Source organism: Cupriavidus sp. MPR-AND1C (assembly GCF_058809705.1).
Map to the genome: position 1 here is coordinate 35,453 of NZ_JBXASU010000028.1, position 25,173 is coordinate 60,625.

The following is a 25,173-nucleotide window of genomic DNA, read 5'->3' on the forward strand; positions in this document are numbered from 1 at the left end:
ACGCTGTGGCATGACGGCGCGACCATGGCCTTGTCTCCTTTATCCCGCCGCCGCGTGGTGGACAGGCTGCGTGGCTTCGGCCGCGCCGTGGATGATGTCGAGCAGCCGCTGTGCGGCCTGTCCGGCATGGAAGCGCCGGGCAAAGGACTGCCGCGCGGCAATGCGCATGCGCGCTTGCGCGGCGGGCTCCGCCTGCAGCCACTGCTGCAGGCAGGCGGTTGCGCCCTGCGCCGTGTCGGGGCCCACCAGCCCGGCGCCGTCGGCGACGATCTCGCGCCAGATATTGACCTTGTCGGAGATCAGCACCGGCACGCCGCAGCCAAGCGCCTCGGCCACCGCCACGCCGAAGTTCTCCTGGTGCGAAGGCAGGCAGAACACCTCGGCCGCGTGAAACGCGCCCCACTTGAGATCGCCTTTGAGCATGCCGGTCCAGCTCACGCGCGTGGACAGCCCATGCGCGGCAATGCGTTGCTCCAGCATCGCACGCAGCGCTGTGTCGTAGGGGCCGGCCAGCACCAGATGCAGCGCGGGATGCGCGGCGGCCACGCCGGCGAAGGCTTCGACCAGCAGGTCGCAGCCCTTCTTCTCGTGGATCCGGCCGAGGAACAGCACGATGCGCTTGCCGCGCACCGCCGGGAAGGCGCTAAGGAAGACCTCGCGCAACGGCGCGCTGTCCTGCGGCGGCTGCGCCGTGCCGTAGCTTGCCACCACCTCCCGGCAGCGATACGGCCAGAACGCGCCGCTGGAGCGCAGCTTCTCCTCGCCGCACGTGAACAGCACGCCGCGCGCATGACGCAGGACCCAGTAGTCCCCCACCAGCCAGTAGAGGCTCTTCTTCAGATGCTTGAACGGATAGTGGTCGCGAAACCAGGGGTCCAGCATGCCGTGCGTAAACACAAAATACGGCACCCGCTTGCCACGCAGCGCCAGCCACACGGCCAGCGCGTGGTACTGCCACAGGCCTTCGACAATGACCGCATCGTACGCTTCGCAATGCGCGCGCAGCCAGGGCACCATGCGCCGGTTAAAACCGTACTTGAGCGATGACGGCCCCAGCGCGATGACGTCGAGCTCGCTGTCGCGCACGCAGGGCGCATCGGGCGCATCGCCGCAGCACACCTGCACCTGTACGCCGCGCTCACGCAAGGGCGCGCGCAGCTGGCGCACGCCCTCGATCGGGCCGCCGCCACCCGGATCGATCGACGAGATCACGTGCAGGATCATCATGGCCGGGTTCCGGGAGCCACCGGTGACGCGTCGCCCGCCGCGGCCTTGCGCGCGATGAAATGAAACCAGTACACGTCGCGCAGGTCCTGGCCTTCGCGCACCGGCTCGCCATTCAGGTTGCCGAACACCACATCGGTGTGCAGCCCCAGCTCCGCGAGCGCGCGCTTCTGCGCAGCGAGCTCGGTATAGACGATCACGATGCCGAACTTGTGGGCGGCGCAAACCCGGATGGCATAGCCATCGAACTCGCGGTTCAGCCGCGAGTGCCGCAGGTAGTTGAAGGTGGCAATCGGCAGGTTGCAGATCACCCGCGCGGTATCGATGCCAACCGCGACAGGGTTGGCCGACAGATGCGGAAGCCGCACGAAGCGCGAGAGATTCTCGCGATAGCTCGGCCCACGCATGTTGTGCGTGGAGAACAGCATCAGGCCGCCGGGCCGCAGCACGCGCGCGAACTCGCGCAGGATGGCGACGCGCCCCGCGTAGTCGACCGCATCGATGCCGTTGAAGCTGAACATCACCAGCGCGAAGCTGTTATCCGCAAAGCGCGACATGTTGCGCGCATCCATCTGCATCACCCGTACGCCGGGATGATTGCGCTGGCAGATCTCGACCATCTCGGGCATGTAGTCGACCGCCGTGTAGTCGTCGCTCAGCGCGCGCAGCAGCGCCACGGTGCGCCCGCCGCCCACGCCAACGTCGAGGATGGGCTGGCCCCGCACTTCGTCCGCCACGCTGGCGATCGCCGCGGCCTCGCCAGGGTCGGTCCAGTCGCTGGCGGTGCCGAACCAACGGCGCGCTCCCCAGCTACGCCATGCGTGTTGATTGATGCGATCCTGCGCCGTGCCTGAAGCCATGACCACCTCGTGAAGATGAGCAACGTTGGACCAAAGCGCAGCCGTGCCGCCGGCATGCTTTGCCGGGCAGATGACCGGTCTGCATGCGGTGAGGATGCCGGGGCGGGATTCGGGTTTCTGTACGTTGCCACACACGGGTCGGCAGGCCGGGAACAGGCAAGATCGGCGTGCGCCGCAAGGTATGCGCGGGACCTGCTTCAGGCATAGCGGCGGGGTACCGCCAGCATCGCTTTCCTGCAGCGCAAGGGGGACATCCGGCACCGCGGGCATCCTCGCGTGCCGGCTGGCTATCTCCCCTCATCCTGATGGCTGAGATGGCTCTCATCCGTTTGTCCCGCGGCGCTCGCCCAAGGCTCATGCCGACGGCGCAAGTGGGTCGCGGGCTCCACCTCGGCGCGAGTTTCAAGATTGATTCGCCACGCGGACGCGCTACCCGAAAAAGCCATAAATGCGCTATCAACACCTCTTTCGGTTACAGCGGTGAAACATGATTGTCCGATAACTGTTTCAGTCCTGAAACTTAATCCCGGCAATTATCCATCACCCGTTCGGGTAACCCGCCATGCGGCCACCACCAAGGCTTTCCGGATGATGAGAACAATTCTCTCCAACCCAATTGGAGCGCCGCGAAAGCAACTTGATTTCGTGCAGATCAGACCATAATATGACCTTAATTCGTTTTAAGACGAATGGCATTTTGGGGTGGGTTCAGGGGGTCAGCCTTCCGGCTTGCGGTCAGTTCCCGGCAATAAAAACGGGCAGTCCGGCTTGGCGGTGGTACGGGGATAAATAAGGGCGGCGCGCGTGGAGCACCACGAGGGTCGCGCAGGTCATTATTCCGCTGCGTTCAACCTGTTTCCTACCGCAATCCTACGGGGGGAATAACAACATGAACGCACTGCTCATCGAGGGTCACCCACTGCTGCGTCTCGGGTTGCTGCAAATGCTCGAGCGCATTCACGGCGTCGACCACGTCATCACTGTCGACCCGGCCGACGTCGCCCTGCTGGAAGGCAACCATTGCGACCTGCTCGTGTTCGGCATGCCGGCCGACACCGACGCCGGATGGCAACTGCTCAACAAGGTGCGCTCCGTGCTCTCGGCCGAGCGCTTGCTGCTGCTCGCCGATATGATCCCGCTGCAGATTCCGGCGCTCGCCATGGCGCAAGGGATCTGCGGCTGCCTGCCGAAATCCGCTTCGCTAGCGGTGCTGGAAGCCGGCATCCGCCTGGCCATGGTTGGCGGGCAATACGTGTGCGGCCAGAACAATCGCCAGGCCGGTGCGTCAAGCAGCGGATCGCCGAGCCTCTCGGCCGGCAACTATCCCGTAGTTGGGCGCGTTCCCGTGCTGGCGCCACTGACTGACAGCGGGCAGTGCAACCCCGCCGGCATGCGCATCCAGGCCACGCCATCCTCGCGCGAGTCCCTGGCCGCGGTGTCTCGCCAGAGCGCTGCGGCGGCCGATGCCGGTGGCACCGGCGGGCACGGCGAGACCGCGTACGGCGAAGCCGAGATGCTGCAGATTACCCCGAGGCAATATGAGGTGCTGGTGCTGCTGGCGCGCGGACATCCCATCAAGACCGTGAGCCGTATGCTCAATATCTCGGTGGCAACGGTCAAGAGCCATGCTTGCACCCTGTACCAGCGGCTCAAGGTACGCAACAAGGGCGAGGCGGTCTACGCGGCGCTCCAGCGCGGCGCGTCGCTGGAATGGGTCAGCGGCGACGAGGCCTCGCCGCGCGCGGCGGTGCGCAACGCGTCGTCTGCCGGCACCAGGCCGGTACGCGCGGTCGCGGAGTACGGCACGGGCGTTTCCGCCGCGATGCGCTGAGGCGCGCTTGCGGCGCAGCCAACCGGCGGCGGCAGGTGTAAGCCTGCCGCCGTTGTCTTTTGTCCGAGTCCCCGGGGCGCGCTTTCCGGCATCCGTCTTGTGCCTTGCTCCTGCCCAGGGCAGGCCCCTTCGTTCGCCCTGGCGCGTCGCGCGCGCCAGTTCCGCCGTCGCAGTGCAATGTGTGACAGCGCACCGATTGCCCCTCCCCCGCCTCCTAGGATGGCAGCATCGGGGGACTGTCGCAGCCGTTGCGATGTCCCCGTCGCCAAATGCCGGAGGCTGCCGTGAACGAGATCACCGACCATGACAGGCAACACGGGAACGCACAACGCCAATGCCGGCCGCTAGCATGCCTTGCCATGCTCTGCGCGACCCTGTTGCTCGGCGCCTGTGCAAGCTCGCCGGGCATGCACTTCGACCCCAAGGCACCCGTCAGCGCGGTCGGGCCCAATGCCATGCCCAACATCACGCCGATCACGCTGGAGGTGGTGCGCAACCAGCGCACCATGGCGCAACGCGAGGTCGAGAAGCTGGACGAACTCTATGGCAAGCCGCAGCCCTATCTCATCGGCCCGGGCGATATCGTCTCGGTGGTGGTGTGGGATCACCCGGAACTGGTCTTCCCCAACCAGACCTACAGCATCGGCGCCGCGTATGAAATCCCCGCGGTGGGCGGCGGCTCCAATGTGCCCGGCTATGTGGTGAGCGCGCAGGGCGATATCCAGTTTCCCTACGCTGGCGTGATGAAGGTCGCGGGCAGGACCGCGAACGACGTGCGCGACCAGATCGCCAAGGTGCTTTCGCGCGTGGTGCGCGATCCCCAGATGACGGTGCGCGTGCTCGCCTTTCGCAGCCAGCGCATCTATGTGGATGGCGAAGTGCGCACGCCTGGCATGCAACCGATCGACGACGCGCCGATGACGCTCATCGAGGCGCTTAACCGCGCGGGCGGCGTGCTCAACCTGACAGGCGACAATAGCCGCATCCGCATCACGCGCGGCGAGCGCAGCTGGCATGTCAACATCCCGGCACTGCTCGCGCGCGGCATCGATCCCTCGCGCATCATGCTCAAGAACGGCGACATCGTGCGCGTGGAACAGCGCGAGGACAGCAAGATTTTCGTCACTGGCGAGGTGGTACGTCCCACCACGTTGCTGATGCGCAATGGCCGCATGACGCTTAACGAGGCCATTGGCGACGCTGGCGGCGTGAACCCGAACTCCGCCAATGCGGAGCAGATCTTCGTGATCCGCAAGGCGGCGGACGGCGAGCCCAAGGTGTATCACCTGGACGGCACATCGCCGGTGGCGCTGGCCATCGCCGAAGGCTTCGAGCTCGAGGCAAAAGACGTGGTGTATGTCGACGCGCGCGAGCTGGTGCGCTGGAGCCGCGTGGTCAACCTGCTGCTGCCATCGACGAGCGGTGCGTTCAGCGCCGCCAGCGTGGTCAAGTAAGCGAGACCGCGATGATCCGCTCGATCCTGGTTGTGTGCATCGGCAATACCTGCCGCAGCCCCATGGCACAGGGCCTGCTGCGCCACGCGCTGCCCGGCTGCACGGTGAGTTCCGCCGGGCTGGCCCCGCTGGAGGGCGCCGCCGCCGATCCGCATACGGTGCGCCTGCTCAAGGAGGACGGCCTCGATCTCTCAGGGCACCGCGCGCGCACCGTGGACGAAGACATGATCAACGGCGCCGACCTGGTGCTGGTGATGGACACAGAACAAAGAGAAGCGCTTGAGCGCCAGTATCCGCAGGCACGCGGCAAAGTCTACCGCCTTTGCGAGTTCATGCACGCTGACGTGCCCGATCCCTATGGCTGTTCGCAGAATATGTTCCGGATCGTGCTGGGGCTGATCAGGCAAGGGGTCGATTCATGGTCGGTGCGCATTCGCGCCATTGCACGGGATCATTGTCACGGGGAGGTAGCATGAATACGTTCAATCCACACGAGGCCTTGCCGGGGGGGCACGTTCAGCGGGAGAAGTCGATCGACCTGACCGGCTATCTCGACGTGCTGATGCGCTACCGCTGGACCTTCATCCTGATCGCAGGCACGGTCTTCGCGCTGGGCGCGGCCTACGCGTTCTTCACCAAATCCGTCTACCGTACCGATATCGTGGTGCAGGTGGAGGACACGGGGAGCAGCGCCAACACCAAGCTCGCGGGCAGCGTGGCGCCGGTCTTCGACGTCAAGCCGGCCGCCGCCGCGGAGATCGAGCTGCTGCACTCGCGCATGGTGGTGGGTAAGGCCGTGGAAAGCCTGAAGCTGTTCATCGACGCCAGGCCGAGCTACTTTCCGGTGATCGGCCAGGCGCTGGCACGCTACAACCCTGGCCTGTCGGAACCTGGCATCTTCGGCTGGGGCGGCTTCGTCTGGGGCGACGAGCGCATTACGGTAGGCCGCCTCGACATGCCGACGCGGCTGGAAGGCACCAGGATGACGGTGACGGCCCTTGACGGCAACCGGTACCGGCTGAACGTCAAGGGCGAGCAGACCATGGCAACAGGCACCGTCGGCCAGCCGCTGCTCGTGCCAACCTCACGCGGCAACGTCGAGATCCTCATTACGGAACTGGAAGGCAACCCTGGCGCCAACTTCAACGTGACGCGGCTGCCTCGGGCCATCGCCATCGCGCAGCTGCAGCAATCGCTGCAGATTGCCGAGCGCGGCAAGTCGAGCGGGGTGATCGGCATCACCCTTGAAGGCCCGGACCCGGACCTGATCGCGGCAACGCTCAACGAGATCGGCAGCGAGTATGTCGGCCAGAACGTGCGCCGCAGGGCGGAGGAGGCCGAGAAATCCCTGGCCTTCCTCGACCAGCAGCTGCCGCAGGTCAAGCAGCAGGTGGAAACCGCAGAGACGCGCTACAACGCGCTGCGCAACCAGCGCGGCACGATCGACCTGGGCGAAGAGTCGAAGCTGATCCTCTCGCAGTCCGTGCAGATCCAGACGCGCCTGCAGGAGCTGCGCTCGAAACGCCAGGAACTGGTGACGCGTTTTACCGGCAACCATCCCAGCATCGGCATCATCGATGAGCAGATCGGCAGCCTGAATGCCGCGCTCGCTGGCGTGACCACGCGTATCCAGAAACTGCCCGAAGTGGAGCAAAACGTGCTGCGGCTGCTGCGCGATGTCAAGGTCAGCACCGAGCTTTACCAGTCGCTGCTCAACGACGCCCAGCAACTCAAGCTGACCAAGGCCAGCAAGGTGGGGACCGCGCGCATGGTCGACCCGGCCGAAGTGCCCTTGCAGCCCGTGCGGCCCAACCGGTCTATGCTGGTGATATTCGCGGCCATGCTTGGCACCGTGGGCGCGCTGATCGTGGTGTGCCTGCGCCACATGCTGGACGGCGGCGTTGCCGAGGCCGACGATATCGAAAACCTGACAGGGTTCACGGTGTACTCCACCATCCCGTTCAGCCCGGAACAGTCGCGCCTGGCCGCGCAAGGCGACCCGAAAGCCGCGCTGCTGGCCTGCCGGATGCCTGACGATCCCGCCATGGAGAGCTTGCGCAGCTTCCGCACCGCCTTGCAGTTCTCGCTGCTTGGCAACCGCCATCCGGTGGTGCTGGTGACGGGCCCGGCGCCGGGTGTCGGAAAGTCCTTCGTCTGCGCCAACTTCGCCGCGGTGCTCGCCGCCGGCGGCAAGCGCGTGGTGCTGATCGACGCCGACCTGCGGCGGGGTAGCCTGAACCGGCGCTTCGACACCGACCGCGGCCCCGGCCTGACCGAGCTGCTGCAGGGCGCGCCGGTGGAACCCGCCGTGCGCAGGCAGGTTGTGCCCGGGCTGGATTTCATTCCCACCGGCACGCTGCCCGAGCATCCCGCGGACCTGCTGCTGAGTCCCGCGATGGACGCACTGCTCACTGCGCTAAAGGCGAACTACGACATCGTGCTGATCGACACGCCGCCAGTGCTCGCCGCCTCGGATACCGGAATCCTCGCAACCAAGGCCGATGCGGTCTTCATGGTGGCCCGTGCGGACTCGACTACCGTGGATGAACTGGAAGCCGCGGGCAGGGCGATCAGGCAGGTGGGTGGGGAAGTGAAGGGCGTGCTGTTCAACGGGTTGAATGTGCAAGGGCGGTGGTATCGGGCGCATTACAACTTCGGCAAGTACCGGTATCTGAACTATCGGTACCAGGACGTGGATACGGTGCAGAGCCGGTAGGGCTGCCCCGCGCAGCGCGCAATGGAAGGCGCCGGGATTCCGGCGCCTCCTTTTTTTCTTGGTGCGCGGCCGGCAAGCCGGCCGCGCTCAGGCGCTCGCCGTGCCTGATACCGCATCCGCCAACGCGCCGGCGCTGCCCTCGCTCACCTCGCTCACCTCGCTCACCTCGCTCACCTCGCTCACCTCGCTCACCTCGCTCACCTCGACGGGCTCGACCGGCTCGCCGCGCGCCAGCTGCACCTCGATGTAGCGCACCAGATGCGCCCCCAGCGCGGCGCGGCTGTCAGCAAGAAACAGCGAATGATCGAACGTGGGCAGGGTGCGCACGCGGATGTTGCCCAGGCCCTGCAGCGCTTCAAGGTTGCTGCCGAAGCGGTCCTTGGCTTCTTCCAGCCCGATATCGCTCATGCCGTAGAGGAAGTCCGTCTGCACGCCGCGCCGGTCGAGCTCCCGCATGGCGGCCCGCGCGAAACCGGTCACGGTGGTGGTGTCGTCGCCGCCGCGCCAGCGCACCACGGCGGCGGCGCAGCGTTGCGCCACGCGCCGCGTGCATCGGCGTGCGAAGCCGGACAGGATCGGCCAGACCTTGACCTGGCCGCGCCACAGCCGCTGCCAGTTCTGCACGCGGCGCACGGCAGCGACGTAGCCCCGCATGGACTGCACCCGTTCGTTCACGGCGGCGGTGTCGGCATCGTCCCAGCGGAATTTCGCCAGGTTGGCCAGGACCAGGCCATTGACCCCCGGATTGCGCAACGCCACGTGCAGGCTGATGAACGCGCCCGAGCAGACCCCGGACATGACGATGCGCTTGTACCCCTGCGCGCGCAGCCAGTCGACGGCGGCACTGGCATCGTCGCATGCGCTCTGCGCGTAGACCGCCGGAATGCTCATCTGGCGTGCCGGGGCCGGGCTATCGCCCAGCGTGGAGAGGTCGAGGCGCAATGCGGTCACGCCGTGCCGGGCCAATTCGCGCGACAAGCTCACAAAGACCCGCCCGTCGCCCACATGGTGGTTGCCGCCGGTATTGGGAAAGAGCACCGCGACATCACTCGCGCCGCGCCGCGCGGGATGGCAAAGGATGCCGAACTGGCGGCCGCGGTCCAGCCATACCCGTTGCTCGCGCACGCCGTCCACCTCGCATTCCAGCGCGGGGCTCTCGTTGTCTGGCGCAGGCGGGCCGGCCGTGGCGCCGCGGCGCCCGGCGGCAACGGCCGGGCGCACCCAGGCCAGCACCGCTTGCCAGGCGCTCTCAGGCACCTGCGCGTACTCGGCGGCTTGCATCATGCCGGGATACTCGCCAAAGGTGCCCAGGGTGACCTCGGCCCCCGATCCGCGATAAAGCGTACCCATTTCTGCGACGGGGGAAGCGGCCCCCGGCCAGGCGTCGAGCAGCAGCACGCGCGGCGCGGGGCAGCCCCTGCGGCGGGTCAGACGCAGGCCTTCGAGCGTTGTCACGGTGTCGGGCTGAAAGCGGTAGGCGAGCACTTCGAGCGATCCGTCGGTGGGCGGCGTGAGCTCGATGTCGGGGATGACGTTGTTGACCCAACTGGTGTGCAACGCACGCAGCTCGCGCAGATAGGCGCGCCCGCTCACCACCGGCGCCAGCAGCACCAGGCCGGCCACGACATCGGGCTCTCGCGCGGCCAGTGCCTCGGCGGCGAGCACGGCCAACGTGGCCCCCAGGCGCAGGCCGCACAGCACGACCCGGCTCACTCCGGCCTGCTCGCGCAGCGCGGCTACCGCGCCCAGGATGCCGTGCACGCACCAGGCAATATGCTCGCCATCGGCGTCGGAGCCGGCGGAGTCCCCGGTGCCGGGATAGTCGAAGCGCAGCACCGGCAAGCCCCCGGCGGCGAGGTCTGCCGCCAGGTGGCGAAACGCACGATGCGACCACATCGCCTCGTGGCCGTGGGGGTTGCACAGCACCACACCCGTGGTGCCTGCAGCCTCGTGCAGCCAGCCGGCACAGCCCTCGAACAAGACCGGTTTCATGCGCTCTCCCAAGGAAAAACGAGGCGTTGGCCCCAGGCATTGGCGCACGCAGAAACGGGTACGCTTTGTCTTCTGTTGTTGCTTGTATGTGCCCTTGCGCCATGCCCGCCGGCGGCTCCCGGCCTGGCACAACCCAAAAAATGCCGTGTCGCGGCCCGCCCAACGGCCCCAATTGGCCACGACAGTCTGCGGTTTTCGCGACAACGCGCAACGTGCGGGGCACGTTGCGCGCTGGTTGCGAGGCGGCGTTTCACAAGGTCCTGCCGCACGCAGAAACGGGTACGCTCATGGAGATTTCCCTGGCGTCCCCGGACATCAGGAGGCTGGCATGGAGCCCTGGCCCGCCTGCTGCTCTGCCGTGCCGTGCCGGGCCGGGCGCGACTCCAGCGCCAGCGCTTCGGGACGCGCGGCCGGCAGCGGCAGCCCCAGGTACGGGCTCATCGCGGCGAAGTCCGCGCGGTTGCTGCGCCGGCGCGTGACGCCATTGAGCATGCCGCCGGCAAGCCGCGCACTGGCACGCGCCAGGCGCTTTAGCGTCTCGTCCACTTGCGCGGCGGGCGTGACATCGGCGCGCACCACCAGCAACGTCGAGCCGGCCAGGTTGGCGACCAGGGTGGCATCGGCCACGGCCAGCACCGGCGGCGTGTCGATGATGATCAGGTCGAAGCGGGCCTTGCAGGCTTGCAGCGTCTCGGCCAGCGCCGGCATCATCAGCAGCTCGGAGGGATTGGGCGGCATGGATCCGGCGGTGATCACCGAGAGCCCCGACACCACGGTGGGCCGCACCACGGCCGCGAGTTCTGCCTGGCCCGCGAGCAGTTCGGCCAGCCCCGGCTCGGCGGCCTGGTCGAACCAGTTGGCGACCTTGCCACGGCGCAGGTCGGCGTCGATCAGCAGCACGCGCTGGCCAGCCTCGGCGAACAGCACGGCCAGGTTGACGCAGGCAAAGGTCTTGCCGGTGCCGGGCGCCGGGCTGGTCACGGCCAGCACCGCGTCGGGCGCATTGCGCACGGCGAAATGCAGGGCCGCGCGCACGCTGCGCAGGCCCTCCACCGCGAGCGCGTGCGGCGAGCGCCGCGCCAGCAGGAAGCGGTCATGCAGCCCGCACCGCAGCAGCCGCTCGGCCTCGCCGGTGGAGAACCCGCCGGGTTCGGCCAGGGCGCTGCCAGGAGCAGGCGCGTACAGGCGCGGGCTGGGCTGGGCGGCGAAGCCCATCATCATGCCCAGGCGGCGATGCACCTCGGACTGGTGCTCAAGCTCGGTCTGCTCGCTGCTGAACGCGATCTCGCCGAGCATGGGCATGCCCAGCCGCGCCTCGGCATCGGCGGCATCCCCCACCGAGGGCCTGTAGCGCTGCCGCGCGGCCACGCCGGCCAGCCCGAGGCACAGACCGAGCAGCGCGCCGCCGCCGGTGAGCGGCCACGGGCCAACTCCGTCGGGCCGGGCGGGCGCAAGCGCCGCATCGACGATGCGCATGTTGTTGGAGCGATCCGACCGCACCAGCGAGAGCTGCTGCACCCGGTTGCGCAACGTCATGTACATGTCCTCGGCCACCTTCACGTCGCGCGTGAGCGCCACAGACTCGCGCTCCGTCTCCGACAGGTTCTGCATGCGCGAATCCATGTCGCGGCGCACCTTGCTGAGCTCCTGGATCTGGGTGTCCACCGTGCGCACTTCATTGCTGTCGGTGGTAAAGCGTTGCAGCAGGCGGGTACGCTCCAGCCGCAGTGCGGCGATCTGGCGCTGGTAGTCCATGCTGCCGTTCAGGTACAACTGCGCGTCCCGGGTCGGCGCCATGGTGCCGCTACGGGTGCGGTAGCGCGTGAGCGCGGCCTCGGCGCGCTCGAGCTCGCCCTGCACGCGCGGCAGCTCGCCAGTGACAAAGGCAAGGCTGCCGGCCGCATCGTCGCGGCGCTGGGTGGTCTGGCTGTCGATATACGCTTGCGCCACGCCATTGACCAGCGCGGCGGCCAGCTTGCGGTCGGGATAGCGCCAGGAAATGCGCACCGTGCCGGCGTCGCGCGTGTGTTCGTCCACCACCAGTTCGCGCGAGATGGCATCCACGGTGGAAAGCGGATCATGGCGCACCAGTGCGAAGCGCGTGCCCGGCAGGGCATCGAGCTTGGCCACCTGCAGCTCCACCTCGTTGCCCGCGGCCGGCTCGCCCGCCACGCCCTCGAACAGCAGCGCATTGCCGGCATACAGGCGATAGTGGCCCTGCGGCTGGACCTCCAGCATCAGCGGCACGTTAAGCAGGCGCTCGGGCACCGCCAGGCTGTCGATCTGGATGCGCTCGCCGCCCCAGGCATAGCCCAGGCTTTCCGGCCAAGCCGCCATGGCTTGCCCGGGCTCGGCAAAGCGCGCCACCAGCGCACCCACCAGCGGCGCGCGCAACGGCGCCGCCGAGACGTCCAGGCGCAGCCGCTCCACCACGGGCCCGACCACCGCGCGGCTGGTCAGCATGCCAGCGTCGAACGGGGCAGCGGGGCCGCCCTGCGCCCCACCGCGCGCACCGGCATTCTGGCCTGCGTCGCGTGGCTCCACCTGCACCAGCGCCTCGACGCGATAGTGCTGCGGCATGGACAACGCGACCAGCGCACCGATGGCGCCGCCAGCGAGCGTCAGCGCAACGATCCAGCCAAGGTGATCGACAAGTGCGCGCGAGCCGCGCGCGCGCGGCTGCTCCGGCTCATTTGCAGCCGGCGACGCACCGGCGAAGGACAACCTGTTCACGGCAATCTCCCTGACCCAACCCCGCTCCCGCCTCAAGCACTGGCAAGCGCCGGCAGCAAACGATCGAACTCGCGCTTGACGAGCTTGTAGCATTCACAGGAGTGCGCCTCCAGCCCATGCCGGTCGAGCACCGTGATGTGCCCGCGGCTATGCTGGATCAGGCCCAGGTCCTCCAGCTTGCCGGCGGCTTCCGTCACCCCTTCGCGGCGCACCCCCAACATGTTGGCGATAACCTGCTGGGTGATCACCAACTCGTTGGACGCCATGCGATCGAGGGCCAGCAGCAGCCAGCGGCAAAGCTGCTTGTTGAGCGAATGGTGACGATTGCACACGGCGGTCTGCGCGATCTGGGTGAGCACGGCCTGCACGTAGAGCAAGGTGACGCGCTGGATGGCCGGGGAGTGCGTGAATTCCTGCTTGAGCGTGGCGGCCGCGAGGCGGTAGGCAAAGCCCGGCGTGCGTACCTCGACGCGGCAGGGCATGGTGTCGCCACCGGTCAGCACCGGGATGCCGACGAGGCCTTCATTGCCGATGGCAGCGATCTCGACCGTGGCGCCGTCCTCCAGCAGCGACAGCATCGAGACGATGGCCGTCGTGGGAAAATAAACATGATGGATGCGTTGGCCTGAATCGGTGAGCAACTGCCCGGCGCGCATGCGTACCAGCTCAAGGTGCGACGACAGTGAGTCCCAATCCTTGCGCGGCAAGGCGCCAAGCACATGGTTGACGTGCAGGTCCGAACGCTGACTGATCATTTCTCTCTCCCCGTGACCAGCCGTACGAACACCTTGACCGAAGCCGGCCCACCGTGATCCGGAGGACCTGCGCCGACCACCTTTTCTTTGTCACTGGTTCGCACGGCATTTGTGCTTGTATTAAGGGCCATATGTGGCCCTGCCAACAGTAGCCGCACGGCTGAAACCTGATCATCCTTCGGTAGGTGTGAGAGCGCCGCCGGGCCGCTTGGCCGGTGCGCGGCAATGACGGCCGGGCGGCGCTTCGCACCGCCATTGCCTGGCGTCATTCCGCCTCTTCAGGCGCCTGGCGCGCTGTAGGCAATGGCGCGGCGCGCGTTGAGGGCATGGACCTCCCCCATCGGGATGGGATCTGCCTGCGCAAGGCCTACACCCTGCGCGCCTTCGCGGCCTCCAACTTTCGGGCCGTTGTCGGGTAAGAGTTTCACGCGCCGCTGGCTGCCGGGCGCGAGATGGAACCAGTCGTGTTCCGCGCGAAAGGCGATATCGTCGATGTGCACCCACCGCGCAAAGCGCCGGGTGGACACTGTGAGCCACCAATCGCCGTCCTCGCGCGCCACGCCGGCCGTCAGCTCCGGCGGCTCGAGCGCGGCCGCGCTGCGCTCGGGCAGGTAGCAGGCCTGGCTCAGCAGCGCGCCGTCGCAAGGATCGACCAGCGCGGCGCGCACCACGTCATGCAGGCGCGGCCCGAAGCGATAGGCGTATGTGAAATCGAAAAAGGCCCCCGCCAGCGCAGCGCCGCTGATGCGCCGCGTGGAGCGCGGAGCCAGGCACACATCGCGCGCGACATCGAGCACCGGGGTCTCGCCGTCGCGCCAGCATTGCAGCTGCAGGCGCACATTGCGCGGCGTGGCGCGCTCATTGATCAGATGCAGGTGAATGCCATTGAGGCCTTCGTCAGTGATCAGCACCTGCAGCGGCTGCCACACCTGGCGCAAGGCATGCCAGGCCGACTTGGGCCGGGCCAGCGCATCGACGATGCCCCAGCCCGCGCCGGGCAACAGGTCCTGCAACTGCCACACCAGGGCGCCCGAGCAGGTCGAGCCCGCTCGCCGCCATTCGCTGAAAACGTCGGTCATCAGCTCCGCCACCACGGCGCGGGACAACGCCAGGTAGCGTGCCGTGTCCTCGTAGCGCAGGCGCGGCGGGTCCACCTTGAACAATTCACGCAAATAGAAGTCGCGCACGTCTTCGAAGTCCCAGCCGCTGCCGGCATCTCGCGGCACACGGGCCTTCCAGCGCGGATCGTGCACGGGCGGCACCGCAAGCGCGTCCGCCATGGTACGTGCGCATGGCACGTTGGAAAACGCCAGGCACTCCGAGGTAAACCGCACATTGGCGCGGCGTGCGTCGCCAAGCGAGCGCTGGTAGGCGCCCACGCCGTAGTAGTGCGTCACGCCGCTGTCGGCCTGGAAGGGCCACGCGCCGCCGCACGGCGAGTTGCGCACATACACCGCGTCGGGATGCCAGGCCGCAATACACGCCGGAATGATCTCGTCGAACAAAGGCTGGCGCCAGGTGGCCGCGGGCGTGCCCATCATTGCGGCCTGCTGCTCGACTTCGCTGCCGCCACACAGCACCGCCACGCTGGGATGGTGGCGATGCGCCGCCAGCCACTCGCTGACCTCGCGCGTGGCCTGCGCCATCAGCGGGCGCGCGGCCTCGACGCTGGCCGAATAATCGAAGTTCGCAAACATGAAATCCTGCCAGACCAGCAGGCCGAGCGCATCGCACGCGTCGAAGAAGGCCTCCCCCTGGTAGCAGGTGACGCCGCTCACGCGCACCATGTTCATGCCCGCGCCGTGCGCCAGCGCGAGCCACTTCTGTATTTCGTCGGGCGCATCGGCGTGGCTGGCAAGGTCGTGGCTGGTCCAGCAGGCCCCGCGGCAAAAGATACGCTCGCCGTTGACGCGCAGCGCAAACCCCTGGGCGTCCTCTTCGCGGTCCGCCACGCCGTCGGTGCCGCCCTGGACGGTTCGGTCGAGCTCGATGCGGCGAAAGCCGACCTGCCCGCACACGATGCGCTCTTCGCCCAGCCGCAGATGCACCGCATAGCGCTCGGGCGCGCCATGCGTGTGCGGCCACCACAAGCGCGGCTCGGGCACGGACAGCTCGCCCTCGTAGACGATGCCGCCAGTGCCAGCATCCACTGCCTTCATGGGTGCCTCGCGGCCATCGGCGCACAGCATGATCGTCATCGCTGGCGGCAGCAGTGCCATGTCACGCAGGCGGAGCCGGATGACGCCACCCTGCGCCGCATCGGCGGCCAGGCTAGCCTGCAGGTCCAGGCGCGCCGTCATCAGCGGGCTCGCGTCGGTGGCAAGGGGCAGCAGGTCGATGCCGCGCCAGGGCCCGATCGTGTGCACGCTCGGGCACCAGCCGGGCATGTGGCCAAGCAGCGTGGTGCGGACCAGGCGCAACGTGGGCGGCGTGATCATGCGCGGCTTCCAGCGCACCGGGCCGCGCTGCGTGCGCAGCCAGCGGTGCAGCGATCGAAAGCACAGGCAGAGCACATGCTCGCCATCGAGATGGAGCTCGGCCTCGAACGCCGTAAACATGTTCTGCGCATCGAGCACGCGCACCGCATCCAGCCAGACCTCGGCCACGGTAGCCAGGCCGTGCAAGCGCAGGCGGTACGCGCCGGCGCCGGACACCGTCACGCGGTACCAGTAGTCGTGATCGTGCAGCGGCCGCGGTGCCGCCGCCTGCCATTGCCCCGCCGCCTGGAGCGCCTGCGCCACGGTCCCCGGCACCTGGGCCGCCATCCATGGGCCGCGCCCGGCCAGCGCCGCGGGCGATGCCACGGCGCCAGCGGGCGTCTCCAGCAAAGCCCAGTCGCCGGCGAGCGGTTGCCGGTGCACTGGTCGCCCGGGGACGGGTGTCAAGCCAAGCGGCGCATGCATGGCGCTCGGCCCTCAGTACTCGGCTTCGCCCACGTAGCCCGCCAGCGCCGGCACTGCCGCCTCGTAGGAGGCCTCGAGCTGTTCCAGGCAATCCTGGCAACGATCCACGCGGCGGCTGATAATGGAGCGCACCAGCCGGAACTGCATCACCATGGCCTCGGACGCGAGCTTCTGGCACGCGCCCGCTATGCTCTCAGGCATCGGCTGGCCATGCTGCGCCAGCCAGCGCAGGTACTGCCCGAGCAGCTCGAAGTTGGCGCCGAGCTGGCGCAGCACGCTAAAGGCGTAGGGATGGAAGGTTTGCTCACCTCCGGCCATCAGTGCCTCCTGATGCGCGGGAAACGCCGTGCGGAAAGCCGTGATGGGATTCTGGCGCGGACGGCGCGCGAGGTGCTTGCGCAAGAGCGCCAGCGAGGCGCGCACCAGCATCGTCCCTTCCAGCGCGGGAAACCGGCGGCGCGCCACCTCGGCGTACGGGAACAGCAGGTTCACGTCGTCCGCCAGCGCGGGCAGGCGGCGGAACAACCCTGCGTAGTCCTCGCCGGTGGCCACGTGATAGCCCTCGTTATGGAAGTAACCCACGGACTGCGCCTCGGGCATCATCACATCGATGCCGATGGTGGTCTTGGTATGCTCGCGCCGGTATGACGTAGCCCGGTTATCCGGCAGGTAAAAGCCATCCACCTCGAGCAGTACCACGTGGCCGCGGCAGGTCTGCCCGGCGACGCGGTCTTCCATCGACTCATACAGCGACAGCTCCTGCACCACCACGCCGTAGAGACGTTCGAGATCGTCCAGCGGGTATTTGAAGAAGGTGAACTGATCACCCTCGAAATCCTGCGACACGGTGAACCCGAGCGCCGCAACCGGGTCCAGCTCCCAGCCGTGCAGCAGTTCGATCCACAAGTCTACATAGCAGTTGGTCTGCGGCCAGACGGGATTGCCATTGTGCAAGGCGTGCGACACATGCATGCCGCGCTCTAGCGTTCGCGGGTCAACGAGCATTACAGCCCTCCCAGGGTGGCGCGTACGTCCTTGGGCCACAGCGACAGGTCGAAGCCGTGGTGGCGCAGCAGCGCCAGCGTCAGGCGCTCGATGCCAAATCCCACGCAGCCGGTATGTGCCGGCTCGCCGTCGGCGGTGCGCAGCGTCCACACCTGGCCGAAGTGGTCCATGTGGTAGTTGAAGCTCATGCACGCCGTGGGCGGAGCGCCCTCGTTGATCGGGATGAGCAACTCGAACTTGAGCTTCAGTTCGCGCTGGCTGTCCGCCACGATCTTGCCGCCACGCCCGAAGAACGGGTCATTGGCCACATCCACCTCGTGCGGAAGCTCGAGCATGGTGGCCAGCTGCTGGCCGCGCTCCATCCACAACTGGCGAAAGGCGATGATCTGCCCGGCATCGCCCAGGCGCACATACTCACGCTGGCGGAACATCTGCATGCGCGCCGGATCGATCGAAGGTTCGTGGCGGAAGCAATACGACAGCACATCCACCACCAACCCCTGCGGCGGCATCGGGCCGCGCCGCGCCACCGCCGGATAGATCGGGTAGCACGCGGCCGGCGTGAGCACCACGCGGGTCGGCCGCTGCTCGTCGGCCCATTCCTCGCCCGCCTCCATCCGTGCAAGCAGGCGATGGTGGTCGCGATCGCTGCCGCAGAAGCTGTGCACGGTGCCGGCTAGCTGCGGAAAGCTCTTCAGGTAGTCGCTAGCCTCGAAATCCTGGCGCGACATGGCGGGCGGAAAGCGCATCACTTCCGCACGCTGGTCGGCGCCAAGCGCGGTGACGGCCACGTTCAGGCCGTCCGCAATGGCCTCGAACACCGCACTGCGGCCATAGACGCCATCGACCCCGCTCGGGATCAGCAGGCCCGCCTCGATCAATGCTTGCTGGTAGCGCCGCTGGCCTGCCTGCGGATCACTGTACGAAGGCATAGCTGTCGACGCGCCGGCGGCGTCCGCGGGCGCGGAATTGGCGCGATCTTCCACGCTGACGTTGGCATCCATGTCGTGCTCCTTAGCTGGAACGCTCGGCCAGCAGCAAGCTAGCGGTATTGGTCAGGATCCGGTCGTTGTTGATCATCAGCGGCGCGGACCAGAGATCGCGAAGGTGACGCCCGAGGCTGTAGGGCGTGCCTTGCTTGTAGCCAGCCATGCCGCAGATCATCATCGCTTGCTGCACCACTTCAATCGCCATCGTGCTCACGCTGGTCTTCAGGCCGTTCATCTCCGCGGCGAGCGAGAACAGCGCCGACACCGACAGCCCCGCGTGACGCTGGCGCTGGTGCGCCAATGCGAGCTCAATCCGCCCTTCCATCATCTGCACCATCGCCACCGCATCGGCCACCCGCGTGGCCGATGGCGGCAGCGAGCCCGGGCGCGCACGCGCCTGGCCCTGGAAGAAGGCCTTGGCGCGCTGCACGGCATCGCCGGCGATGCCGGTCCACAAGGCGGCCCACAGGATGTGCGAAACCGGCGTCATGGTGCCGTCCGCGATCTCGCCAAACGCCACCGGCAGGATCTGCTCGCAGGCGCCGCGCGCCTCCAGGCGAAAGCCGTTGCTGCAGGTACCGCGCATGCCAAGGGTGTCCCACGTGCTGAGGCTCTGCAGCGTGAAATCGTCCTTGAGCAGGCACACCATGACCTGGTCCGAGGGCGAGGCATCGGCATGGCGCCGCGCGGTAGCCAGGATGGCGTCGGAATGCGCGCCGTAGGAAATCGTGGGCGCCATCTTGAGCAGATGGAAGCGGTCGTTCTCGACATTGACGGCGCAGCCACTGTTGCGCAGCGCACCGCCGATCGCCTCCTCGGAGGTGGCCGAGGCAAGCAGCAACTGCTCCGAGGCAATGCGTTGGAGCAACTGCTCATGCCAGGGGTTACCCGTGCCGTGCTCGACGATGCAGGCCACCTGGATCTGGTGCATGGCGTAGACCATGCCGGCCGAGGAGCAGGCTGCCCCCAGCACGCGGCAGATGGCCGCGACCGTGTCGAGCGACGCGCCTGCACCGCCGTGCGCCGCAGGCACCATGACGCTGAGCAGCCGGTGCTGCCGGATCGCGGCAAACGCGTCGTGCGGAAACGCCGCGTCGCGGTCGACCTGATCGGCGTGCTTGGCCGCTTCGAGCGCGGCAAGCTGCGCCGCCACCATCAGTTCGGCGAAGGTGGCGTGGGCAGCCATCGGGCGTGCCAGGTCCACGCTGGCTAAGGGGGGGCTCATGCTGCCTCCTGTTGCTGTCTTAGCTGCTCGGCCGCCGCTGCCAGCGAGTTGACGCTGCGAAAGAGCTGTCGGGTCAGCATGGCGTCCGGGATCTCGATATTGAATGCGTTCTCGATGGCCAGCATCACATGGACGGTCGCAAGCGATGACAATCCGGCTTCGTAAAGATCGGCCTGGTCGTCGAGCGCATCTACCGACACGTCGAGCCGCGCCACATCGGCAAGGATTTGTCGAATGGTTGCCTTCATCTCTGGTTCTCCTCGGTGAGGATGGTCGGGTTTCATCATTGGGCCGCAGCTGCTGGCCGGCTTCGGTGCGCTGGCCCACCAACTTCGCATCCGGGTTGGCGGGACGGGTGTTGGGGAGACGAATTGCTCAGAACGCCTCGCGTCCCGTCCAGCCATGCAACGCGGTGCGCAAGATGATTTGCAGGTCCAGGCGGAAGGACCAGTTGCAGATGTAGAAGATGTCGAACTCGATGCGCTTGCGCATCTTCTCTACCGTGTCGGTCTGGCCGCGAAAGCCGTTGATCTGCGCCCAGCCAGTGATGCCGGGCTTGACCCGGTGGCGCAGCATGTAGCGATCGATCACTTCCTTGTAGATCTCGTTGTGCTCGATAGCGTGCGGGCGCGGGCCCACCACCGACATCTCGCCACGCAGCACGTTGACGAACTGCGGCAGCTCATCCAGGCTGGTGCGGCGCAGGAAGGCACCGATGCGCGTGACGCGGGCATCGCCGCGCACGGCCTGGGTCACGCTGCCCGCGTCCTGGTGCTGCACCATGGTGCGGAACTTGTAGACGTGGAACGGCCGGCCATCCATGCCCAAGCGAGCCTGGCGGAACAGGACGGTGCCGGGGGACGAGCACTTGACCAGCACAGCGATCAGCAGCAGCAGCGGCGACAGCCCGACCAACGCCGCCAGCGCGAAAGCGCGGTCGAAGCTGCCCTTGAGCAAACCCGTGATGCCCGACTGCGGCGGGCTGTTCAGGTCGATGACCGGCAGGCCGAGGAAGTCGCTGAAGCGATGGCCGAGCAGTTCGACCGACATGACGTCGGGCACCCAGCGGATGTCGATCAGGTCGTTGCGGAAGTGGGAGACCACGTCATAGAGATCACGGCACGCAGCCATCGGCAGCGTCAGCCAGATTTCGCGCACGCCGTTGTTGCGCACGAACGTGCAGACCTGCTGCAGCGAATCCAGCCGCGTTACGCCCGCGGGCACCGGCTGCTCCGTGCCTTCGTCGTAGATGCCGGCCACGTCGTAGCCCGCGCCGCGATTGTTCCGTACGCGCTGGTACATCTCGTGGCCGAGCGATCCGTAGCCCAGGATCACCACGCGCTTGGCGTTGATGCCATGCACGCGCACGCTGCCCAGCATGCCGTAGAGCAGCACCCGGGAGGCCAGCAGCATGACGGCCACGCTCAGGACCCAGCCCATCGACCAAAGCCGGGACAGCGCGGCCGACTGGTGCATCAGGTACGCGGTGACCAAGCCCAGCATGCACACCGCCCCCCAGGCCGCGAGCGTGCGCACCGCCAACGCGGCGCGGCTGCGACCGCGCCAGGAGTTGTACAAGCCACAGGCAGGGAACACCAGCAAGGTGCTGACCGAACACAACACGGTGATGAAGCCATGGACCGGGGCGGCGCTACGCAGGCCGTGGGGAAACAGCAGTTCGCCAACCACCGCGCCGCAGGCGGCGACGATGGCCGCATCGGCAAAGCGATACAGGATCTGCAGGGCGGCCTGCCTCTCGGCAACGAATGCGCGGACCCTTGACATGATTTGCCTCCATCCGGCGAGCCGGACTTGTTACGCAGATCATGGTTGCGCCGCGGCAGCGGTACCGTCTGTTTGCTTGCGCACACACGCGTTCGGGACGCGCGCCGGCGGGCCGGGTCTTCCTGCTCAGCGCGGTGCGGCGGGGGGCTGGCAGGCCAGCACCGCGGATCCCTCGCGCTGGCCAGCCCATTCGCGCCATTGCCCGCGCTGGAACGGCTTGTCGCGCCCGGCCAGCCGGGCAGCAAGGATTTCGAGCCAGTGATGCGTGGGCGCGGCGACGCCGACCGCCGGCACGCCCAGCATCAGGACGATCACCAGCGCGCCTGCCAGGGCCGGCGCGGAGCGCGCCGGGCGCCGGCCCCGGAAGATGAAGCTCAGGCTGACGGCAAATCCGAGCGCAAGCCCGCTCAGCACTTCCGAGCCTGAATGCGCCTGCAGCTTCAGCCGCGAGAGGCCCACCAGCAACGCCAGCAGCAGGCCGATCCCGCCGGCGCCAACCGCCAGACGAGGATGGCGCGCCGACACGATCAGGTAGAGCAGCACCGGCAACACCGACGCCGACATCATGCTATGCCCGGAAAAACCCGTGAAGTTGAGCGCCGCGCAGCCAATGCCCCAGCCCATGAAGGCCAGCTTGGAGGCCAGCACCAGCGCGGCGGTCACACCGAAACTCAACAGCCACCGGCGTGCGCTGGCAACGGCGCCGGCATGGAACAGCCATGCGGCGATCAGCACGGCGCAGGGCAGCAGCAGCGAGGTTTCGCCGAAGCGGGAAATAAGGTGCCAGGGAATCATGATGGCTGTTTGGGGATCGAGCACGCGAGCAAAGTAACACAGTTGCGTAACCGGCTTGCCTGCCACGCGGGCTTTCGGGTCGGCCTCAACCCAGCCGGAAGCATGAGGCGGCCAGGGTCCCACCCGCAGGCCATGCGGCGGAGCGAAGCATGCGCTGGGCTGGCGGGTTTCCCTGGGAACTGGCTGGCCGGCCCTTCAGCCATGTGGCAGATGCATCTTCTGGTCGATACAGCTACCGCCGGTGTTTGGCTATCGTCGGATAGTGGCCCGCCGAGCGGAATCGAGCCGGCCACTTTAGAGTCCGCATGGTCCCCCGGTCGGCGGACTCTTTTTTTTCCGTTTTTTTGTGCGGCACCTTTGGATCTCGGCAATTTCGCGGGCAGGCGCCGCTGGCAGCAAAAGAAACAGGCCACGGTTTGCCGCCTCTGCCGGCCGGCTAAACCGTGGCCATCAAGATCCGGCGCAGCATGCGCTGCGACCGAAACACGCGTGCGCGCATCCATGCCGGCATGCGCACCGGAAAAGCTCCGGTCCCCCGAACACGCGCTCGTCGTCGCCCCCTCTTGCCTTACTCTTGCTGTCTTGCGGCGGATGAACAGCCGGTTGCATCCCACGCTGCTACCGGGATGCCCTGGCTGGCGGCCTAGCCGGCCGTCGGCGCATGCACGTGCTCCGGTGCCGGTTCGCTCGCCACCACCACGCAGTACTCGTGGCGCGCGAGCAGTCCGGCCCACACGGATGCCATCTGCCTGCGTGCTTCCTGCTCACCGGCAAAGGTAGCTGCCGCGATCGCGGCAGCCTCGCAGGCGTAGCGCCTGCCATGCAACTCTCCGCGATACAACAGCGGTTCATCGCGCCCGGTAGTCAATCTGATTTCGTAGCAGCACGCCCACTTGCCCCGGCCCTCCGGCACGGCAAAGCCGCGCACGACCAGGATATCCAGCTCGTTTTCCATACGACCCCCTGTGCATCGCGCGGCGGCCAGCTTGACATTGAGCGTCCCGGCTTCGTCATTCGCGCACTTTCAGCATAGGCAGCCGCACCGGCGCGCGCATCATCCCCTTGCCGTAGACCCACCTGAACCGATGGGGGAGGGCGGTGGCATGGCAAAAGCCCGGCGCGGAAAACACTGTCCCCCGGCGCGCACCAGCGCCACCGCAGCCCGCGTTTGCTCGGGCGAGGCTGGCACCGGCAGGCAGCCGCTAGCGCCAAGGCCGGCGGCGTAGCGTGCGAACTCGGGGTCGAGGGTCTCGCACATGACCAGCCAGCGCCGGGGCGCCAGGCGGGAGTGCAGTGCATCGAGCAGGCGGAAAGCATCGGTATCGGTGCCGCTGCAGTCAAGCAGCGCGAAATCGACGGGACCCGGGGGTAATTCGGCCGGGGTCGCCTCCAGCAGCCACTCGGGGGTCTGCGAAAGCACGGGGGCGAGCGCGGCAAGCTCGCGCAGGTGCCGCAGCACACCCCGGCGCAGCATCATGTTGTGGGCAAGCAGGAGCGTTGTCATCGGCTGTGGGTGACAGCGGGTTGCGTTGGCTGCGCGGGTTGCACTAAGCCAGCAAGGGCCAGGCCCGGCTTCCCGTTAGAGCCACTTGTTTGTTGATCAGGGTAGCAAGTGCAGCACTACGCCGCCTCGTGCATTCGGATGAGGCGCCGTAGTGCGGAGGATGGAGTCGCTGGTGCTTCGGGCCGCCGGGCGCCACAGCGCGCGCCCGGCGGGACTAAGAGGCCATTTCAAAAAGATTCTGGCGTCGTTGCGCGGCCTTGGCCGATCCAGTTGTACTGTCTGCGGCCGCGCGCCTAGCCAGAACCGCTTCGCTTCATTTTGAAACAGCCTCTAACAATCAGGCTGCCTGGCAGACACCGGCCAGATCCACCGGCGACGGCCCCACACCGCGAATCGGCACGGCAGCGGTTGCCGGGCCCGGCCAGCTCAGCTTCGCGCCACGCTGCAGCGCTACGTAAACCGCCTCGCCCTTGTTGCGCACGTGCAGCCGCTGGTAAAGCGTGCATGCATGCGTCTTGGCGGTAGCCACCGAGATGTTCAGCAGGCGGCTGACAGTCTTGATCGGATAGCCGCGTGCCAGCAGCGCCAGCACCTCGTACTGGCGCTCGGTAATATTAAGCAGGTGCGATCCGGCCGAAGGCGTTTCCGGCTCGGAGGCGGCATCGCCCGGGAGGTGCTGTGCCGGGTGGGCGGCGGCGTCATGTTCGTCATCGACCTGGGTCGGTCCGACGTGCATATGCAGCGGGGCCGGCGACGGCCTGGCCGGAATCAAGGGCCACGGCACAGGACTCGCGTCGCCGCGCGCCGCCTGGGCCCGGGCGGGAAAGCACTCGCCGTCGGCAAGGACAAGCCGAATCGCCGCGTCCAGCATGTCGGCGCTGCAGGCTTTGGACAACAGGCCGCGCACGCTGTCGGGCATGGTGGCGCCGTTCTGCGGCGACAGGATCTGCTCGGATAGCACCAGGACCCGCTTCGGCATCAGTGTCTGGCAGGCCTGATCCAGTTCCTGCCAGCTCAACGCCGGATCCGCCGACAATCCGTAGATCATCAGGTCGGCATGACAGAGCCACTCGGCTGGATAAGGTAGTGCGCCTGGATCGATATCGACGAGTTCGCCGTGGAGGCCGGCCTGGGTCAACAAATGGCGCAGACCCAGGCGCAGGAGGGGATGAGGCTCGATCAAGAGGATTGTGGCCATGGCCGCTCTCTTTTTTTTGTTACGGCATGGCGAGCCCCGCGACAACCCGCACATGCTAACGGAAATGCCCACTATGCTGCGGTTGCATTTCCATACGATCCGTTTCGTCTCCAGGCCGTGGCAACGTACCCATCCAGGTCCGGCTGCCCGACTGACCATCCCGTGGAGTCGTTTTCGAATCGCCCCGTTTGCGCTTTTTTACGC

General features: G+C 67.3%; 19 protein-coding genes. 4 read left to right on the forward strand and 15 right to left on the reverse strand.

Annotation, left to right across the window (positions count from 1 at the left end; all coding sequences use genetic code 11):
* Positions 1-39: 39 nt before the first annotated feature.
* Both AC1RWI_RS16975 and AC1RWI_RS16980 read right to left on the reverse strand, forming a co-directional pair.
* Complete coding sequence (locus tag AC1RWI_RS16975; protein WP_492867606.1) at positions 40-1,227, reverse strand: glycosyltransferase; 1,188 nt, start codon at positions 1,225-1,227, stop codon at positions 40-42.
* Positions 1,224-2,084, reverse strand: coding sequence for a class I SAM-dependent methyltransferase (locus tag AC1RWI_RS16980; protein ID WP_492867608.1), 861 nt, complete (start codon positions 2,082-2,084; stop codon positions 1,224-1,226). The genes AC1RWI_RS16975 and AC1RWI_RS16980 overlap by 4 nt, the downstream gene beginning before the upstream one ends.
* A gap of 889 nt (positions 2,085-2,973) precedes the next feature.
* Here AC1RWI_RS16980 and AC1RWI_RS16985 point away from each other — a divergent pair.
* The 4 genes from AC1RWI_RS16985 (at position 2,974) to AC1RWI_RS17000 (ending at position 8,085) form a co-directional block, all read left to right on the forward strand.
* A complete protein-coding gene (locus tag AC1RWI_RS16985) occupies positions 2,974-3,915 on the forward strand; it encodes a response regulator transcription factor (protein WP_043352667.1) in 942 nt (313 codons plus the stop codon).
* A gap of 359 nt (positions 3,916-4,274) precedes the next feature.
* Positions 4,275-5,369, forward strand: coding sequence for a polysaccharide biosynthesis/export family protein (locus AC1RWI_RS16990; RefSeq protein ID WP_492867610.1), 1,095 nt, complete (start codon positions 4,275-4,277; stop codon positions 5,367-5,369).
* An 11-nt stretch (positions 5,370-5,380) separates the two neighbouring features.
* Positions 5,381-5,845, forward strand: a complete 465-nt coding sequence (locus AC1RWI_RS16995; protein WP_043352665.1) for a low molecular weight protein arginine phosphatase — start codon at positions 5,381-5,383, stop codon at positions 5,843-5,845.
* Complete coding sequence (locus AC1RWI_RS17000) at positions 5,842-8,085, forward strand: polysaccharide biosynthesis tyrosine autokinase (RefSeq protein WP_043352664.1); 2,244 nt, start codon at positions 5,842-5,844, stop codon at positions 8,083-8,085. The genes AC1RWI_RS16995 and AC1RWI_RS17000 overlap by 4 nt, the downstream gene beginning before the upstream one ends.
* Positions 8,086-8,172: 87 nt before the next feature.
* Here AC1RWI_RS17000 and AC1RWI_RS17005 read toward each other — a convergent pair whose 3' ends face one another.
* From AC1RWI_RS17005 to AC1RWI_RS17065, 13 genes are all read right to left on the reverse strand, one after another.
* Positions 8,173-10,077, reverse strand: a complete 1,905-nt coding sequence (locus tag AC1RWI_RS17005; RefSeq protein ID WP_492867613.1) for an alpha/beta fold hydrolase — start codon at positions 10,075-10,077, stop codon at positions 8,173-8,175.
* A 315-nt stretch (positions 10,078-10,392) separates the two neighbouring features.
* The gene (locus AC1RWI_RS17010) at positions 10,393-12,801 is read right to left on the reverse strand and encodes a polysaccharide biosynthesis tyrosine autokinase (RefSeq protein ID WP_492867640.1); all 2,409 of its coding nucleotides are present in this window, start codon (positions 12,799-12,801) and stop codon (positions 10,393-10,395) included.
* Positions 12,802-12,842: 41 nt separating this feature from the next.
* Complete coding sequence (locus tag AC1RWI_RS17015; RefSeq protein ID WP_043352657.1) at positions 12,843-13,565, reverse strand: Crp/Fnr family transcriptional regulator; 723 nt, start codon at positions 13,563-13,565, stop codon at positions 12,843-12,845.
* Positions 13,566-13,843: 278 nt separating this feature from the next.
* On the reverse strand, positions 13,844-16,426 hold the full coding sequence (locus tag AC1RWI_RS17020; RefSeq protein ID WP_330218536.1) for a glycosyl hydrolase 2 galactose-binding domain-containing protein: 2,583 nt from the start codon (positions 16,424-16,426) through the stop codon (positions 13,844-13,846).
* A 54-nt stretch (positions 16,427-16,480) separates the two neighbouring features.
* Positions 16,481-17,440, reverse strand: a complete 960-nt coding sequence (locus AC1RWI_RS17025; protein WP_236702141.1) for a DUF1839 family protein — start codon at positions 17,438-17,440, stop codon at positions 16,481-16,483.
* A gap of 32 nt (positions 17,441-17,472) precedes the next feature.
* Positions 17,473-18,477 carry an amino acid--[acyl-carrier-protein] ligase gene (locus AC1RWI_RS17030; RefSeq protein WP_043352650.1) on the reverse strand — a complete coding sequence of 335 codons (1,005 nt, stop codon included), beginning with the start codon at positions 18,475-18,477 and terminating at the stop codon, positions 17,473-17,475.
* Positions 18,478-18,487: 10 nt separating this feature from the next.
* A complete protein-coding gene (locus AC1RWI_RS17035; protein ID WP_492867616.1) occupies positions 18,488-19,687 on the reverse strand; it encodes an acyl-CoA dehydrogenase family protein in 1,200 nt (399 codons plus the stop codon).
* Positions 19,684-19,935, reverse strand: coding sequence for an acyl carrier protein (locus AC1RWI_RS17040; RefSeq protein ID WP_043352647.1), 252 nt, complete (start codon positions 19,933-19,935; stop codon positions 19,684-19,686). Before AC1RWI_RS17040 ends, AC1RWI_RS17035 begins: the two co-directional genes overlap by 4 nt.
* Before the next feature lie 127 nt (positions 19,936-20,062).
* Complete coding sequence (locus AC1RWI_RS17045; protein WP_043352645.1) at positions 20,063-21,472, reverse strand: undecaprenyl-phosphate glucose phosphotransferase; 1,410 nt, start codon at positions 21,470-21,472, stop codon at positions 20,063-20,065.
* 126 nt (positions 21,473-21,598) lie between these two features.
* Positions 21,599-22,267 carry a phosphatase PAP2 family protein gene (locus AC1RWI_RS17050; protein WP_492867619.1) on the reverse strand — a complete coding sequence of 223 codons (669 nt, stop codon included), beginning with the start codon at positions 22,265-22,267 and terminating at the stop codon, positions 21,599-21,601.
* Positions 22,268-22,910: 643 nt separating this feature from the next.
* On the reverse strand, positions 22,911-23,222 hold the full coding sequence (locus AC1RWI_RS17055; protein WP_052494830.1) for a hypothetical protein: 312 nt from the start codon (positions 23,220-23,222) through the stop codon (positions 22,911-22,913).
* Positions 23,223-23,321: 99 nt separating this feature from the next.
* Complete coding sequence (locus AC1RWI_RS17060) at positions 23,322-23,771, reverse strand: ANTAR domain-containing protein (RefSeq protein ID WP_043352642.1); 450 nt, start codon at positions 23,769-23,771, stop codon at positions 23,322-23,324.
* A gap of 337 nt (positions 23,772-24,108) precedes the next feature.
* Positions 24,109-24,969: a helix-turn-helix transcriptional regulator gene (locus AC1RWI_RS17065; protein ID WP_043352640.1), complete on the reverse strand. Its 861-nt coding sequence runs from the start codon at positions 24,967-24,969 to the stop codon at positions 24,109-24,111.
* Between the last annotated feature and the right edge of the window lie 204 nt (positions 24,970-25,173).

Coding starts and splice junctions, on each gene's coding strand:
- AC1RWI_RS16975 (WP_492867606.1), bottom strand. CDS start 1,227: ATGATGATCCTGCACGTGATCTCGTCGATCGATCCGGGTGGCGGCGGC.
- AC1RWI_RS16980 (WP_492867608.1), bottom strand. CDS start 2,084: ATGGCTTCAGGCACGGCGCAGGATCGCATCAATCAACACGCATGGCGT.
- AC1RWI_RS16985 (WP_043352667.1), top strand. CDS start 2,974: ATGAACGCACTGCTCATCGAGGGTCACCCACTGCTGCGTCTCGGGTTG.
- AC1RWI_RS16990 (WP_492867610.1), top strand. CDS start 4,275: ATGCTCTGCGCGACCCTGTTGCTCGGCGCCTGTGCAAGCTCGCCGGGC.
- AC1RWI_RS16995 (WP_043352665.1), top strand. CDS start 5,381: ATGATCCGCTCGATCCTGGTTGTGTGCATCGGCAATACCTGCCGCAGC.
- AC1RWI_RS17000 (WP_043352664.1), top strand. CDS start 5,842: ATGAATACGTTCAATCCACACGAGGCCTTGCCGGGGGGGCACGTTCAG.
- AC1RWI_RS17005 (WP_492867613.1), bottom strand. CDS start 10,077: ATGAAACCGGTCTTGTTCGAGGGCTGTGCCGGCTGGCTGCACGAGGCT.
- AC1RWI_RS17015 (WP_043352657.1), bottom strand. CDS start 13,565: ATGATCAGTCAGCGTTCGGACCTGCACGTCAACCATGTGCTTGGCGCC.
- AC1RWI_RS17025 (WP_236702141.1), bottom strand. CDS start 17,440: ATGCATGTGTCGCACGCCTTGCACAATGGCAATCCCGTCTGGCCGCAG.
- AC1RWI_RS17030 (WP_043352650.1), bottom strand. CDS start 18,477: ATGGATGCCAACGTCAGCGTGGAAGATCGCGCCAATTCCGCGCCCGCG.
- AC1RWI_RS17035 (WP_492867616.1), bottom strand. CDS start 19,687: ATGAGCCCCCCCTTAGCCAGCGTGGACCTGGCACGCCCGATGGCTGCC.
- AC1RWI_RS17040 (WP_043352647.1), bottom strand. CDS start 19,935: ATGAAGGCAACCATTCGACAAATCCTTGCCGATGTGGCGCGGCTCGAC.
- AC1RWI_RS17045 (WP_043352645.1), bottom strand. CDS start 21,472: ATGTCAAGGGTCCGCGCATTCGTTGCCGAGAGGCAGGCCGCCCTGCAG.
- AC1RWI_RS17050 (WP_492867619.1), bottom strand. CDS start 22,267: ATGATTCCCTGGCACCTTATTTCCCGCTTCGGCGAAACCTCGCTGCTG.
- AC1RWI_RS17055 (WP_052494830.1), bottom strand. CDS start 23,222: ATGGAAAACGAGCTGGATATCCTGGTCGTGCGCGGCTTTGCCGTGCCG.
- AC1RWI_RS17060 (WP_043352642.1), bottom strand. CDS start 23,771: ATGACAACGCTCCTGCTTGCCCACAACATGATGCTGCGCCGGGGTGTG.
- AC1RWI_RS17065 (WP_043352640.1), bottom strand. CDS start 24,969: ATGGCCACAATCCTCTTGATCGAGCCTCATCCCCTCCTGCGCCTGGGT.